The organism is Elusimicrobia bacterium HGW-Elusimicrobia-1, assembly GCA_002841695.1.
GTDB lineage: Bacteria > Elusimicrobiota > Endomicrobiia > PHAN01 > PHAN01 > PHAN01.
The window spans coordinates 1-15,714 of the sequence record PHAN01000018.1 but is presented as its reverse complement, the minus strand read 5'-3'; the positions used below and the strand labels follow the sequence as shown (position 1 = coordinate 15,714).

At 54.3% G+C, this 15,714-nt stretch carries 14 protein-coding genes; all 14 read left to right on the top strand.

All coding sequences use genetic code 11. From position 1 onward, the window contains the following. Position 1 precedes the first annotated feature (1 nt). A complete protein-coding gene (gene acpS / locus CVU77_08135; protein ID PKN00853.1) occupies positions 2–343 on the top strand; it encodes a holo-[acyl-carrier-protein] synthase in 342 nt (113 codons plus the stop codon). After that, positions 340–1,203, top strand: a complete 864-nt coding sequence (locus CVU77_08130; GenBank protein ID PKN00852.1) for an NAD(P)H-hydrate dehydratase — start codon at positions 340–342, stop codon at positions 1,201–1,203. The genes acpS and CVU77_08130 overlap by 4 nt, the downstream gene beginning before the upstream one ends. An 88-nt stretch (positions 1,204–1,291) precedes the next feature. Further along, positions 1,292–3,265 (top strand): aconitate hydratase, encoded by a 1,974-nt coding sequence (locus CVU77_08125; protein ID PKN00851.1) that lies wholly within the window; start codon positions 1,292–1,294, stop codon positions 3,263–3,265. After that, entirely contained in the window at positions 3,262–5,763 is a 2,502-nt protein-coding gene (locus tag CVU77_08120; protein ID PKN00850.1) for a nucleotidyltransferase, read from the top strand. The genes CVU77_08125 and CVU77_08120 overlap by 4 nt, the downstream gene beginning before the upstream one ends. Positions 5,764–5,928: 165 nt before the next feature. After that, positions 5,929–7,377 (top strand): phosphoglucomutase, encoded by a 1,449-nt coding sequence (locus tag CVU77_08115; protein ID PKN00849.1) that lies wholly within the window; start codon positions 5,929–5,931, stop codon positions 7,375–7,377. 1 nt (position 7,378) lies between these two features. Further along, positions 7,379–8,104, top strand: a complete 726-nt coding sequence (locus CVU77_08110) for a hypothetical protein (protein ID PKN00848.1) — start codon at positions 7,379–7,381, stop codon at positions 8,102–8,104. Beyond that, on the top strand, positions 8,101–8,784 hold the full coding sequence (locus tag CVU77_08105) for a hypothetical protein (GenBank protein ID PKN00847.1): 684 nt from the start codon (positions 8,101–8,103) through the stop codon (positions 8,782–8,784). Before CVU77_08110 ends, CVU77_08105 begins: the two co-directional genes overlap by 4 nt. Positions 8,785–8,804: 20 nt before the next feature. Next, on the top strand, positions 8,805–10,202 hold the full coding sequence (locus tag CVU77_08100; protein PKN00846.1) for a hypothetical protein: 1,398 nt from the start codon (positions 8,805–8,807) through the stop codon (positions 10,200–10,202). A 30-nt stretch (positions 10,203–10,232) separates the two neighbouring features. Further along, positions 10,233–11,078: a hypothetical protein gene (locus tag CVU77_08095; GenBank protein PKN00845.1), complete on the top strand. Its 846-nt coding sequence runs from the start codon at positions 10,233–10,235 to the stop codon at positions 11,076–11,078. Between the two features lie 13 nt (positions 11,079–11,091). Beyond that, positions 11,092–11,358 carry a hypothetical protein gene (locus tag CVU77_08090; GenBank protein PKN00844.1) on the top strand — a complete coding sequence of 89 codons (267 nt, stop codon included), beginning with the start codon at positions 11,092–11,094 and terminating at the stop codon, positions 11,356–11,358. Next, entirely contained in the window at positions 11,327–12,376 is a 1,050-nt protein-coding gene (locus tag CVU77_08085; GenBank protein PKN00843.1) for a hypothetical protein, read from the top strand. Before CVU77_08090 ends, CVU77_08085 begins: the two co-directional genes overlap by 32 nt. 147 nt (positions 12,377–12,523) lie before the next feature. Beyond that, complete coding sequence (locus CVU77_08080; protein ID PKN00842.1) at positions 12,524–12,754, top strand: hypothetical protein; 231 nt, start codon at positions 12,524–12,526, stop codon at positions 12,752–12,754. A gap of 5 nt (positions 12,755–12,759) precedes the next feature. After that, positions 12,760–13,176: a hypothetical protein gene (locus tag CVU77_08075; GenBank protein ID PKN00841.1), complete on the top strand. Its 417-nt coding sequence runs from the start codon at positions 12,760–12,762 to the stop codon at positions 13,174–13,176. Next, positions 13,173–15,714: hypothetical protein (locus tag CVU77_08070; GenBank protein PKN00840.1), on the top strand; the 2,542-nt coding region annotated here is incomplete at its 3' end. The genes CVU77_08075 and CVU77_08070, both read left to right, overlap by 4 nt.

Here is a 15,714-nt window from a genome sequence, read left to right as displayed (position 1 = left end):
TATGAAAGGTATCGGAATAGATATCGTGGAAGTGGCGCGCATCGAGCGGCTCGCCCGCGGCCGCCGATTCCTCGAAAAGATATTTACCGACGATGAAATACGCTATTGCGGTTCCAAAAAGAACTCGGCGCAGCATTATGCCGTGAGGTTCGCCGCAAAGGAAGCGGTCTGGAAAGCGCTTTCGTCGCGTTCGCCGCGCCTCGCGCACAGGGACATAGGCGTGAGAAACTCCCGCGACGGCAGCCCCAGAGTTTACATAAAAAATCGTCTTGCCGCGGGCGTCCTGATATCTCTTACCCACACCAAAGAATACGCCGCCGCGTTTTGCGTCGCAAAGCGATGAAATTCCTGCCCATCCGACGGAAAAACTCTCATAAGTACGACTACGGAAGCGTTCTCGCCGTGGGCGGATCCACGGCATATCCTGGGGCCGCCGCGCTGTGCACCCTTGCCGCCGTCAAATCCGGCGCCGGTTTGGTCACTCTGGCTTTTCCCGGATCCATCTATTGCGCCGTCGCGCCGAAACTGCCGCCCGAGATAGTCCTTATGCCTCTTCCCGACGGCGCTTCGGGAGCCGTCGACGGCAAATCGGTGCGGTTTCTGGCAAAAAAAATGTCGCTGCGACGTTACGACGCCGTCGTAGCCGGCTGCGGTCTGGGGCCGTCGAAGTCGACCGGAGCGATGCTTGAATTGTTTCGCCGGAGTTTTGCCGGACGTCTGATTCTCGACGCCGACGCGCTCAATTTTATCGCCGCTTCGTCCGTCAGCGGAGTCCGCCCGATGTCCTTCGCGCCGGGGCGCGCGGTATTTACGCCTCACGAAGGCGAGGCGGCGCGGCTGCTGGGTCTGTCGACGGTAGAAATAGCCCGCGACAGAAAAAAATCCGCATCCGCGATAGCCCGCCGCTACGGGTGCGTGTGCGTCCTTAAAGGCGCGGGCACAGTCGTCGCCGACGGCAAGCGCTTTTTCATAAACGCTACCGGCAATCCCGGGATGGCTACCGCCGGTTCCGGCGATGTCCTGTCGGGCGTTATCGCGGCGCTGTCGTGCGTGTACGACGATGTCTTCGACGCCGCTGCCGCGGGCGTTACCGTGCACGGTATGGCGGGAGACATCGCGGCGCGCAAGGTGTCGCGCGCGTCGATGAACGCTTCCGACATCATAGCGAATTTGCCGTCCGCGTTTAAGCGCATAGAGCGCTGAAAAATATGTCCGTAGAAACGCCGCGTCCGGCAACCCCCGCGTTTTTTTTCGCTTGTAATACTTCGCATAAATTTATAAAATAACACCGATGACCCCTCCTTATAACCTGACACGGAAAATACTCAAAGCTCACCTCGCGGGAGCGGACTCTCTGCCGCCTATCGGCGCGGACGCGAGCGTCAGGATAGATCAGACCCTCACACAAGACGCCACCGGCACGCTGGCTTATCTTCAATTCGAGGCGATAGGCATTCCGCGGGTCCGCACCGAACTATCCGTATCCTATGTGGACCATAACACCATCCAGACCGGATTTGAAAACGCCGACGACCACAGATACCTCGCGGCGGCCGCCTCGAAGTACGGAATAATATTTTCGCCCGCCGGCAACGGCGTGTGCCATCAGCTTCATCTTGAAAATTTCGCCGTTCCGGGAAAAACTCTCATCGGTTCCGACTCCCATACCCCCACGGCCGGCGGCATGGGGATGCTGGCCTTCGGCGCCGGCGGTCTCGACGTGGCCTGCGCGATGGCGGGTGAGTCGTTTATAATAAAAATGCCCGCCGCGCTGGGCGTCCGCCTCGTCGGTAAACTCAAAAATTACGTTTCCGCCAAAGACGTCATACTGGAACTTTTGCGGCGGCTCGGAGTTAAGGGCGGTGTCGGCAAAGTAGTCGAGTACTTCGGCCCCGGCGTAAAATCGCTCGACGTTCCTTCGCGCGCGACCATAACCAATATGGGCGCCGAGCTGGGCGCCACGACTTCGGTGTTTCCGTCGGACGAAGTCACCAAAAGTTTTATGCGCGAGACGGGCCGCGTTTCGGATTTCAGGGCGATTGCGCCCGACGATGGCTGCGTTTACGACGAAGTTATCGAGCTGGATCTTTCGCGCGTCGAGCCGATGGTTGCCGCGCCGCACAGTCCCGATAATGTCAAAAAAATATCCGAAATTGCCGGACTTAAAGTCGATCAGGTTTGCATAGGGAGTTGCACCAATTCTTCGCTGGCCGATATGACTGCCGTAGCGCGGATACTGAAAGGAAAAAAAATAAATCCCGACGTATCCTGCGTGGTTTCCTGCGGTTCGCGTAACGTGCTTCTTACGCTTTCGCGGCACGGATTGCTCGACGATATAATCAAAAGCGGGGCGCGTATTATCGAATGCGCGTGCGGTCCGTGCATAGGAATGGGGCAGGCGCCGTCGTCGGGAGCGGTTACCGCCAGGACGTTCAACCGAAACTTTGAAGGCCGTTCGGGCACCAAAGACGCCGGCGTGTATCTGGTGAGTCCCGTTACGGCGGCTCTGGCCGCCCTGCACGGAAAATTCGTAAATCCCCAAAAATATATCAGGAAAAACCCCTCGCGGCCGCTGCCGCGCTTAATCGTTGACCGCGGTATGTTCATAAAGCCGCCGCGGAAATCTTCGGCGAAAGAGTTGCGTCGCGGCCCGAATATCAAGCCGCTGCCGGTTTTCGGCGATTTTCCGTCGACGGTGGACGGCGACGTACTGATAAAACTTCCGGATAATATCACCACCGATCATATACTTCCCGCGGGCGCCGGGATATTGCCGCTCCGCTCCAACATACCGGCCATCGCAGAGCACACGCTGACAGCCGTCGATGCGGGGTTCGTCAAAAGAGCCCGCGAAAAAACCGGCGGGATAGTGGTCGCCGCCGAGAATTACGCTCAGGGGTCGTCGAGAGAACACGCGGCGCTGGTAATGAAATATCTGGGCGTCAATATGGTCGTAGCCAAATCATTCGCGAGAATCCATCTGGCGAATCTTGTAAACTTCGGAGTGCTTCCGGCTGTTTTCGCCGATAAGTCCGACTACGAAGCCATAGCGCAGGGGGACCGGATTGTGACGGAAAATCTGACCGGACCCGACGGAGTATTGTCCGGCGGCTCCGCGAAAATCCGGGCGCACATACCGAGGATCAACCGGCATATTACACTGGAAGTAAAGCTCTCCGGACGCGACAGGGAAATCGTTCTGGCCGGCGGATTGCTGAACTACATAAAGAAAAAGACCTCCGGGATAGAGGGGAAAAAATTATGAAAGCCGTAATAATGGCAGGCGGATTCGGCACACGTTTGAGACCTCTTTCGACGGGCATACCCAAGCCCATGGTGCCTATGGCGAACATTCCCATGCTCGAACATATCGTGGGACTTTTGAAACGGCACGGATTCGACGAACTCATAATGATGCTCTATTACCAGCCCGAGTCCATAACCGGTCATTTCGGCGACGGCTCTAAGTTCGGCGTCAAAATAGAATATCTCAAACCGGACTCCGACCTCGGCACCGCTGGATGCGTAAAGTTCACCGAAGACAAACTCAAAGAACGGTTTCTCGTTATTTCCGGCGACGTCCTGACGGATTTCGATATTACCGCCGCGCTCAAATACCACGAAGAGAAAAAGGCAATGGCCACGCTGGTGCTTACGCGGGTGGAAAATCCGCTGGCGTACGGCGTCGTTATAACCGCGCCCGACGGCAAAATCGAGCGGTTCCTCGAAAAACCGTCTTGGGGCGAGGTTTTTTCCGACACAATAAACACCGGAATATACGTTCTTGAACCGGGGGTTTTCGATTTTATGCCCGTCGGCAAAAGTTTCGATTTCTCGAAGGATCTTTACCCTGCGATACTTGCCGCGGGCAAAGGCCTTTACGGCTACATAGCCGCCGGATACTGGAAAGATATCGGAAATCTCGACGAATACCGCCTTGGCCATTACGACATTCTGGAAGGTAAAGTCAAAGTCGAACTGCGCGGCTCCAAGATTCGCCGCAAGGACGCGGAGATTTACGTCGGGAAAGACGTGAAAATAGCGTCCGACGCCCAGATAGAGTCCGGGGTAATCATAGGTTCGGGTTCCGTAATAGGCGACGGCGTTAAAATATCCAAAAGCGTTATCGGAGACAATGTGACCGTCAAGTCCGGCGCTTCCGTGGCCGGCTCCGTGATTTGGTCGGGTTCGGTCATAGGGGAAGCGGCGCGGCTCAAGGAAAGCGTTATCGGTTACAATGTTACGATAGGCAATAACGCCGTGGTGCAGGTAGGCACCGTCATAAGCGACGAAACAAAGATAGGCGACGGAGCCACGATTCGCGCCGGAGTAAAGATATGGCCGCACAAAGTGGTGGAGAGCGGTTCGACTCTCTCGACGTCGCTGATATGGGGCGAGAAATGGAATAAAGAGCTGTTCGGGACATGGGGCATAGTCGGACTTGCCAATATTGAAATTACACCCGAGTTCGCCACCAAAGTCGGAGCGGCCTACGGAGCATATCTGGGCAAAGGCGCCTACGTCATAACCTCCCGCGATTCTCATCCGGCCTCAAGGATGATAAAACGCACTATGATATCGGGACTTCTGTCCGCCGGCGTCCGGGTCGGCGACCTTCAGACGGCGCCGCTGCCGGTTTTCCGTTATGAAATCGGCAAGGAAGGAGAGTCCGGCGGTCTGCACGTAAAGATATCTCCGACGGATCCGCGCATCATGGACATAAAATTTTTCGATTCGCGCGGCGACGATATTTCCATACAGCAGGAAAAGGCCATCGAGCAGATGTTCCTGCGCGAGGACTTCAAACGCGCCGCCCCCGACGAAATAGACGAAGTCATAGTTCCGCCGCACGCCGCGGAGTATTATCGCACGGGTTATTTGAAAGCCATAAACAAGGAAGTCATCCGCGCCGGAAAAATGAAAGTCGTCATCGATTACGCATATTCCACGGCGGCGCTTATATTCCCGGGTATTTTCGGAAAACTCGGCGTGGAAGTCATAGCGCTGAACTCCTATATCGATCCGCAAAAGGTTTCCATATCTTTCCAGGAGCGCAGAAAATACCTCGAGCAGCTTGCCGACATCGTCACGACTCTGGACGCCGACGTCGGTTTTATGATAGACAACGGCGCCGAGCGTGTTTATATCGTCGACGAAAAAGGAAAGATAATTCCGAACGAGACGGCGCAGATTCTTACGGCGCTTCTTGCGATGAAAACGTATAAAAAAGGCGCCATCGCCGTGCCGGTCAATTCGTCCTGCGTTATAGAGGAACTCGCCTCGGAGTACGGGATGGAAGCGCTGCGCACTCCGACTCTTCCCAAAAATATGATGCGCTACGCGCACCGCCCGGACGTTGTTTTCGTCGGCAATACAATCGGCGGATATATCTTCCCCGAGTTTCAGTGCGCTTTCGACGCGCTTTATTCGATAGGTAAAATCATAGAGATGATGTCCGCTCTGGGGATACGCCTCAACCGGCTTGCCCGCGAAATACCGTCGTTCGAGATCCTTCACGAGCGGGTGCCGTGTCCGTGGGACAAGAAAGGCACCGTGATGAGAATGGCTATAGAATATGCCAAGGACAAAAGACACGAACTCATCGACGGAGTTAAAATTTACCTCAATAAGACCGATTGGATTTTAATGCTGCCCGACGCGGAAGAAAGTTATTTTCATCTTTGGGCCGAGTCGCGCGGCGGCAAGTCGGCGTCCAAACTCATAGAAGAATATTCGGCTAAAATCAACGAGTGGCGGCGGTAAGGGAAAATAGAAGTAATGAAGTAAGAAGTTTGTCATTCCCGCATGTTTTTAGCGGGAATCCAGTCTTTTCAAATGTTGCAAAAATTTCTGGATTCCCGCCTGCGCGGGAATGACAAACTTCTTGCCTCTTGCTTCTATCTTCCATAAAACAGGCGGGAGACAAAAATGGCAAAAATCAAATTTGGAACCTCCGGTTGGCGCGCGATTATAGCCGACGAGTTCACATTCGCCAATGTCAGAATCGTGGCGCAGGCCATAGCCGACTACGTTAAGTCGAAAAATCGCCGCAATCCGTCGGTGATAGTCGGAGGCGACACGCGTTTTCTCTCCGAAAAATTTTCGGAAGCGGCCACGGAAGTCCTTTGCGCCAACGGAGTCAAAACGTATTTGTGCAACCGCGATACGCCGACGCCCGTGATATCTTTCGAGATAATCCGCAGAAAGCTCGACGGAGGAATCAATTTTACCGCCAGTCACAATCCCTTTCAGTACCAGGGGCTGAAATTTTCGCCGGCTTCCGGCGGTCCGGCCACTCCCGAAATTACCAGGGCCATCGAAATAGCCGCGGAATCGCCGCGGCTCAAAGTCAAGACCGTAGACCTCAAACAGGCGGCGTCGGCGAAACTTCTTGAGACGGTGGATCCTTCGCGCGCGTATCTCAAATACGTCAGATCGCTGGTGGACGGCGACGCCATCAAAAAATCCAAAGTCAAAACGGCCGTCGACATATTGCACGGCACCGCCCGCGGATACCTGGATGTTCTTCTGGAAGAGTACGGCGCCGCCTCGGCCGTGATGGGACTTGAAAGGGACGTCCTTTTCGGCGCGACGGGTTCTCCCGAACCGAGCAAGGATAATCTGAAAAAACTTGTCGAGACGATGAAGGCCCAGAAACTCAATCTCGGCCTTGCCGCCGACGGCGATGCCGACAGGTTCGGTATTATCGACGAAGACGGCACATTCATGACGCCCAACGCCGTGATAGCGCTGCTGCTGTGGCATCTCGTAAAAACGCGCGGCTACAAAGGTCTTGTGGTGCGCTCGGTAATGACGACGCATCTTATCGACCGAGTGGCCGCCCATCTTGGCGTGGAAGTGGTGGAGAAACCGGTGGGCTTTAAATACATAGGCGAAGTGATGGTAAAGGAAAATTCGGCTTACCCGTCGAAAAAGGGAGATTTCATAATCGGCGGGGAGGAGTCCGGAGGTTTGACTATAAGGGGTCACGTCCCCGAGAAGGACGGAATACTCGCGTGTCTTCTGGCGCTGGAGGCGGTTGCCGTAAATCGACGGCCTTTGAAAGACACTCTCGCCGAAATAATGTCGGCCGCCGGAGCGGTTTATTCCGACCGTCTCAATTTCCATCTTGAACTCAGGCAGATGGATTCGCTGCGCGCGCGTCTGGCAAAATCTCCGCCCAAAGAAATCGGCGGTCTGACCATAAAAAAAACCGTCACGCTGGACGGATATAAGTTTATATTCGACGATAATTCATGGATGGGCGTCCGGCTTTCCGGCACCGAGCCCGTGGTTCGTCTCTATATAGAGGCCGATAAAGAAAGTAAACTAAGAAAACTCGCCGACATAGGCGAAGATTTCATAAAGGCGCAATAAAATGCAACAGGCACACGGAATAAGCCAGAAAAATTTTACCCGCAACATTATCACAGGGCTTATAGCGATGCTCCCTCTGTGGATCACGCTTAATGTCCTGTGGCTTTTGTTTAAACTTGTAAGCGGCGTTTTTACGCCCATCGTCGCTCCCATGTTCGACTTATTCCTGGCCGAAGCCGAAAGCAATTTTCTGAGCCGCCTGGCCAGTTTTGCGCTCACCGTGGGGGTGGTCTGGTCCGTCGGGGCGATAGCCACCAACATCGCCGGAAGGCGGCTTCTTTCCCGTCTGGAAAAATACTTTATGCGGATTCCGATCATAAGAGAGATTTATGTGTCGGTCCGCAAGCTCACCGACCTTATCTTCAACCAGAAAACCGCTTTCCGCCGCGTGGTTATGATAGAATATCCGCGTCGCGGAATATATTCCCTGGCATTCGTTACGTCGGAAGCGGTAGGGGAAATCCAGCAAAAGACGTCGGATGATGTTCTTAACGTATTTCTTCCGAGCACGCCGAATCCGACCACGGGTTTTCTTCTTCTGGTTCCGCGCAAAGATGTTGTGACGCTCGATATGAGCGTCGATGACGCCGTTAAACTAATAATAACGGGCGGACTTATAACGCCCGCCGCGCCGACCCGACCCGACACCGAGGAACTCAAACCCGACCCCGATCTGACCAAGTCGGCCATCTCGCCGGGCGACGCGCAACAGGGAGGACATACGTGAGTATCAAGAGAATCCTCAAAAAAATAGTTCTTTTCAGACGCCTTGCCGATCGCGATCTCGACAAAATACAGTCCATAGGAAAGTTTAAAACTTTCAAGCCCGGCGCAATAATCTTCGGCGAAAATACTTCCGGCCGCGCGCTTTACATAGTGCTGTCGGGCGTGGTAAAAATATTTACTCAGACGGGACTTAAAAAAAAGACGCTGGCCTATATGCAGGCGGGGGAGTTTTTCGGAGAAATGTCGCTCATAGACCTTAAGCCGCGTTCCGCCTCCGCCGTGGCGCTGGAAAACTGCGAACTTATGGTCATAGAGAAAAACGAATTCAACCGTTTGCTTTCGCGAGACATAAACATCGTTCTGAATATTATGCGCACGCTGACTCTGCGGCTGCGCACCGCCGACCAGGAAATCGAGCGGTTGGCTTTCAGCTCGCTTACGGGGCGCCTGGCTAAAACTCTCGTAGACCTGGCCACCAAACATTCCAAGCGTTCCGCCGACGGCTACAGGATACTCATTCGTCTGTCCCATCAGGACCTGGCGGATTTTACGGGGACCTCGCGCGAGATGATATCCAAACAACTTAATAATTTTAAGCGTCTGGGTTATATAAAAACCGACAAGAAAGCGCTTATCATATCGAATATTAAAGATCTCAAACGACTTTGTCCGGCAAGGTGAATTGAGATCAGGGAGCCAAAATGAACTTGAAAGAGTTTTACGCCAGTCCGGCCATAAGGCGTCGTCTGGCGCAGTATTGCGGCGGTTCGTCCGACGATCCGTCGACTTTCACGGCGGCGTATTTAGTGGGTGTCAGCGAGAAAATGGTCAAGGAGCGAATCTCCGAGGAATATTTTTATTCCACCGACAGCAAGTCGTTTTACTGGCTGCTCGACAAAGAGGTCGATTTGTTCAGGTCCGTGTGGGATACCCAAAACGTGCTGGGCATTCTGGACGTGGAATATTTTAACCTTGTCCACGCCGGAGAGGCCTACTGGAACGCAAAAAGGACTTACGAGGCCATAGAGCCGGTATATCAGATTCTTTTAAGGACGTTTCAGGATTTCGGCATCAGCCCGCTTTGCATAATGACGGGGCAGGGGTACCATTTCAGTTTCAGGGTTCCCAATGCGTCGCCGGATTACAAGAAACTCGCGGAACTAGGCAGATTGAACGATTCCGTAACCGGCAAATATAATTCCACGCACGGCCGCCGTTGGAGGAAAGTAGACCTCGAATACGGCCTGGCGTTCGACGGAATGGGGCGTCTTATCGAATACATAGGGCATTTGATGTACAAGGCGCTCGAGAAAGAGTACAAAGGTATGCCGGTGGTTTTTACCGACACCGCCATAGGCGGCAAATACAAGGAGGCCATCTCCGTAGACCTCTCGATGTACGGCGACCCCGTTTTTATGAGGGACATCCGCTGTCCTTTCTCGCTGTATCAGAAACATAAAATATTCAAATATAAATTCGGAGAGCAGACCGCAAGGTCTATCCCCACGCTCATAACACTGCCCCGCTACGAAGCCAATATGCCGGAACTTCTTAAGGTCAGGTATAACTTCGATGCGGCCGTAAAATACGCCCAGGAATCGGATACTACGATACCCGTAGCGGAGGCGGGAGTGGAGCGTCTGATAAACTCGTATAAGCGTTCGCAGCTCTACAAGTTTCACAAACATTTCGATTCTGTCGAGCACGACACTCATTCCGAATGGGCGCGCACATACGACAGATTCGACACTTCGGGGCTGCCTCCGTGTGTGGCTCATTGCATAAGGGAGCCCAATCCGCATATACTGCGGCCCACTAATCTGCAGACCCTTACGCGCGTGCTTATGAAACAGGGCTGGCATCCAAAACATATTGCCGGTCTCGTGCGGTCGAAACTTGAAAGGAATTACGAGTGGGGCCCGCAGTGGTTCAAGTATGATGCGGCCACCCGCGCCAATTTCTACATAAGAATCTTTGCGGGTCTGTTGGCTGCAGGCGTTGACCGCGAAGAAGACCTCAATTGCCTCTCCCACACAGAGAAGGGCTATTGCTGGCGTCCGAATTGCGGTGTCGATTTGTCGCGCTTCCGGATGAAATAGTCCGTTACGGTCCGTTCCGTCGGAAAACCCATGAAAATAGGCATATCCACCGGTCTTTTTTTTGACCGTGACATTCTCGAAGTGCTTCCTGAAATAAAGGAAACCGGTTTCGATATAGTCGAAATATGGACCGGAACGGAGCAGTACGGGGCGTTTTCGCATTTTGAGTGGCACAAGGACCGCGAGATACAGGCGCTGGGTATCGCGCTTAAGGGACTGGATATTGAAGTCGAAAGTTTGCATTCGCCGTTTTCCGAGTTGATAGACATATCAAGCCCCGACGAGAATATCAGATCTTTCGCCATGGAAGAGATCGAACGCTCCATGTACTGTCTTAAACGGCTGGGCGGAAAAATACTCGTGGTTCATCCGGCGGCTACCGACGAATCATTGAAGGACGATATAGCGGTAAGATTTGCAAAGTGCAGGAGAAGTCTGGAACATCTCTACGTCCGCGCGCAGGATCTCGATGTTCAAATAGCGGTGGAGACGCAACTCCCGCATATTTTTGGCGGCGAAGTGTCCGCGCTTATGCGTCTGATCGACGGTTTTTCGCCCTCTGTCTGCGGGTTCTGTTTTGACAGCTCCCACGCCAATCTCTATCGCAAGGGGGCGCTCAGCACCTTCGACGAACTTTCCTTGAGAGTCATCGCTCTGCATATTTCCGACAACAAGGGCTCGGCCGACGACCATCTGGTGCCCGGCGACGGCCTGATAGATTGGCGCGAGCTTGTATACCGGATTAAAAAGTCGGGTTGCTGCGAAGTGTTTATGCTGGAAGTTCTCAGGGGTAAAACAGGCGCCGCCTCGCGCGATATACTGTTGAACGCGCGCCGCGCCGCCGTCAAGCTTTTAAAGGGCGACCGGCTCAAATAGGAGAAAGCGGCGGATGCCGAAGGCGCGCGCAAAAAAAACACTTTCATACAGACGTGTCGGCGGGGTTCTTTACGTCGCGGATGCTTCCGTGCCTTCGTTGCACGAGTTCAATGAAACCGGCGCCGTCATCTGGGAGATGTCTGCGATAGGCCGTTTGCGCCCGGAAATAATCGACGGATTGACCCGCCAATTCGACGTTACCCGCGCCGCCGCCGCGGAAGACGTCGACGAGTTTCTGGAGCTTCTATATGCCAAAGGACTCCTTGAAACCGTCGACTAAGCTGCAACTGGCCGCCCATCGCGGTAACATTCCGCTCACCGTCATATTCGAGTTGACCCGTCGCTGCAATCTTAACTGCCGCCATTGCTACATACCTTCCTCTGAGAGAAAACTCAAAGATATTTCCTTCGGGGGTATAAAAAAAATACTTCGCTCGACAGCCCGCGCCGGCGCCATGTACGCCGTTTTTACCGGCGGCGAATTGTTTTTGCGCGACGATATTTTCGATATAATCGGCTGCGCGAAAAAACTCGCTTTCGACGTCCGGTTGTTCACTAACGGCGTTCTTGTCGATTCGTCGACGGCATCCAAGGTCTCGGCCGCGGGTGTTTCGGCCGTGGAAATCAGTATTTACGGCGACGAAGCCGCGCACGATTATATAACGCGCAGACGGGGGTCTTTCCTGGCCGCGACAAAAGCCGTCGACGAATTTTTGCGTAGCGGTGTGCGCGTGACCGTAAAAGCTCCCTTGATGAAATCGAATTATTCCTGCCTTGAATTCGTCCAAAAATTCGCGGCTTCGCGGGCGATATCCTGCCGCTTCGACGCCACCATCGCTCCGTGCGACGACGGTTCCGCGTCCGGTCTCGGGCTGCGTCTTTCCGACGGAGAATTGCGGAAGGTGTATCGCCGCCTCGGCGCCGGTGTGCCGTCGGAGTATTGCGGTCCGCGCGCCAGAAGCTACGGCGCTCGCGGCGAACGGCTTGTGGAATGCTCCGCCGCCCGCGCCATGGCCGCCGTATCGTCCGACGGCGAACTTTATCCCTGCCCTCAAATGAGGATTTCAGCCGGGAATCTGTTGAAGACGGATTTTGCGTCGCTGTGGCGCGGCAAAGTTTTCGAGGGTTTGAGGCGCGCGCGATTGGGGAAAAAATCAGCGTGTTTTTCGTGCGCGCATCTGGCATACTGTCAGCGCTGTCCCGGTCTTGCGCTTGTCGAGCACGGTTCGTTGCTGACCCCGCCCGCCGAGGCGTGCCGGTTGTCCGCCGTCCGGCGCTTTGTGGCTGAAAACGTCTGATACCATCCATGGCGGCGATTGTGATAAAAGTCACTTTCGTTTTGTTTCGGATAAAATACCATCTTTCCGTCGGATAAATCATCCCGCTGAAACCCCGATTTTACCACTTTCTTCTTTTATGCCATTCTATTGTAAAGGGGGGTATTTTTGAGTATAATTACCTCTATAAATACCTACTTCTTGAGAACGCGTGCGCGAAACGCGCGTACGCGCGCGAAAGGAAAAAACAGAATGAATAAAAAAAAGAAAAAGAAATACGTCAAGCCCCGGATTAAAAGCGAGAAAATCTTTGAGACGGCGGCCCTTGCCTGCGGTAAATGTATAGCCGGAAACCCCATTACCGGCGGCGCGTGTTTTGCGGTTACCCGTCTGTCATAGAAATCATGGATAAAACGGGAATATCCCATATCGGAACCAATGTGATGGCCGCCGTGACGCGGGGCGGTTGTATGCGCCCTGCCGTGAGAAACGGCGAAGTCGTTACGGCTCTCAGGGTCAACGGCCGTACCGGCCTTATTCGTTCCGGCGATTGTGTGATATTTGATATCGACGGCGGCAAGTTTCTGCACAGGGTAGTCCGCGTCTTGCCGCATGGTCTTATTACACTCGACGATACGGCTTCTACGGACGAGGCGTTCGTGCCGTTGTCTTCCGTGGCCGGCGTTTGCAAAGTGTTTCCGTCGGGATTTGCGGGGATAATATGGTGCCGCGTATCCCGACAACTGTTTAGATTTGCGCGTATCATAAAGAATGCGCTGAAAAGGTCTTCGACGGACGGAAATACCACTTTCAATAAATGACGGGCAGAATTATAAAAGCATTATCGGTTCAACTTCTGGGATTCGCGCTTCTGGCCGCGCCGCTCTCCGCCGCCGTACGTCTAAAAACGGTTGAGTTTAATTTCGGTATAGGTTCTTCCACGGGAGTCGTGTCCGGCGCGACATTGCAATATCCCGCCATTAATTTCCGTCTGCCCGACGCAGTCGCCGTAAAAAAGGCCTGGCTGGAGTTCGACGGACTTCACGAGGGCGGCAACAATATCAATTTTACAGGTCTGGATATTCTTTTCGATCAATCTGTTGCGGCCTCGAGTGTTCGCGATATATTCCCCGATTCGATTATATTCTACGGTTCCGGCGACGAGTCGGTGCGTTTTCACGCTAAGTGCGACATCCCCTTGGCGGTTTTTGCCGGTGTCACAACCGCCAAAAACTACGCGGCCGCAGTAAAGCCCACCGCGTCTTCGGCGGGCAGTATTTATAATATGCCCGCGCTGAAACTTTATGTCACCTACGAATACGACGATACCGCGACGATTCAAGTCAATACCGTAAGATTCCCCCTGAAATCCAACTGGAATAATTCCGTCGCTTCGGCGCAGGGCGCGGTGGCTCCGGGCACGGCCGCTTTCGATTACGAAGCGCGTGTGGCTGAAAGCGGCTCCGCGGATTTTGCGGTCGTATCGCATTGGTTTGAAGTTACGGGACACCGTCTTTCGGGAGGCGCGACCGCCGACGGGAGCGTAAGAGCGCGCATAGGCGCCGGCTCGTGGTCGCCGTCCGCCGCTCTCGACGGTTCGCAAATTGATTCTTACGATTTTGTATATCTCACGCAGCCGTCCACGGGAACCGGCCTTGTTTTTAATACGCGCCAGACGCTTAACGTCGAGACGACACAGAATACGATATACAATCTCGGCGGCGAATGCGTCGTGACCTACGAATTCTCGCGCGACGCGTCGGTGAAAACCAAAACGGTTTATTATCTTCTCGGACAGGGGCTGACCCCCGGAGCCGATTTTCAATTTCCGTCCGTCGCTCTGAATATGGAGGAAACCGGCGTCGATTTGAAAGCGTTGTATGCCCGCGTCACGGGAAACTACAACGGCACATCCGTCGGCAATGTCATCTGGAATTATTCCCTGAACAATTCATCGGGAACGCCGCAGACCTATTCGCATATTACACAGGCGCTGCAGATAGGCGGTCATCCTTTTCTGTTGGATATGTGGTCGGTCTTCGCAAGTACGTCGTGGGCAAACGGCGCCCGGCTTGCCGCATCGTACTATCCCGACAATGCCACCAATACCGGTCCGCAGAGCGCCGAGGTCATCGTTACTTATCAATATACCTCCGCGGCAAAATTCACCGATTCGCACCGCGCGCTGGCGTATCAGGCGGCCACGGGTCTTATCACTTCTCACTCGGAAAACTTTACGGTTTTTAATTCCACGGTCGAGACGTCCGAGGGCAGAAAATCAAGAAATTCCGCCTACATTGCCGGCAATTTTCTGGCGCACAGAAACAATAATACGATTGTAACCGATTATTCCATAGGTCAGAATGTTGCGCCCGCTTCCGACGAGACACACACACCGCGCACGACCGCCGAAGCGTGTTACACCACCGCGCTTTATACCGATACCCTGGCGCTGATAACGACCTCGCCCGTCACGCTCACCGCCAACGTGAGCGTCTCGCTTAACCAGATATGGCCGTCGGCCGTATATATTCTGACGCATTCGTATTTTCCCGCGCCGTTGACGCCGACGTATCTTGCGCAATATAAATCCGACGGAACCACGGCGATATCGACGGGCGGCTGGACCAATTCCCCGTCGATGGTTCTAAAACTGAATATGGCATCCCGAATAGCCGACACGTTGACGCCGATTTTTGAAGTCAAGACGATTACGTCAGCGTTTAACGGCGCCGATCTGTCCACCGGCTCCGCGGTAAATTTCGGCGGTTCCGGCGTCGCGGCGGGGTCGGTTGCCGTATCGGGTCTTGCCGACGGCGGTCGCTATCACTGGCGCGCGAGGGTCGCCTCGCCCAACGGCGTTTCATCGTGGGCAAGTTTCGGCGGCAACGCCGACGGAACGATAGATTTCGGCCGCGATGTCTCATCGCCGTCGGTTGCGCAGGTATCGCCTCCGGACGGCGATGTTTCTTCGTCCACCGCGCGATCTTTTCAGTGGACCGGGACAGAATATCCCGCGGACGCAAATTCCGCAATAGGGAACTATCTGCTGATTGTCGCGTCATCGACCGATTTTACGACGATACTCTACTCTTCGTCGACGGCGTCCCAGCAGGCGTCGGCCGTATTGCCGCAAAGGGCGTACTACTGGAAGGTTCGCGCCGAGGATAACGCCGGCAATGTCGGGTCGTACACCGGCGCATGGAGCGTTACCGTCGATACGACGCCGCCGCCCGCGGTGAGCGCGCTTAACGGGCCGTTAAACGGGCTTACGACGGGCCAGAATATTTTGACGTTTTCGTGGGACGGCGTAACGGACGCACCCGCGGGAGTGTCGAGGTATCACTTGCAGCTATCGA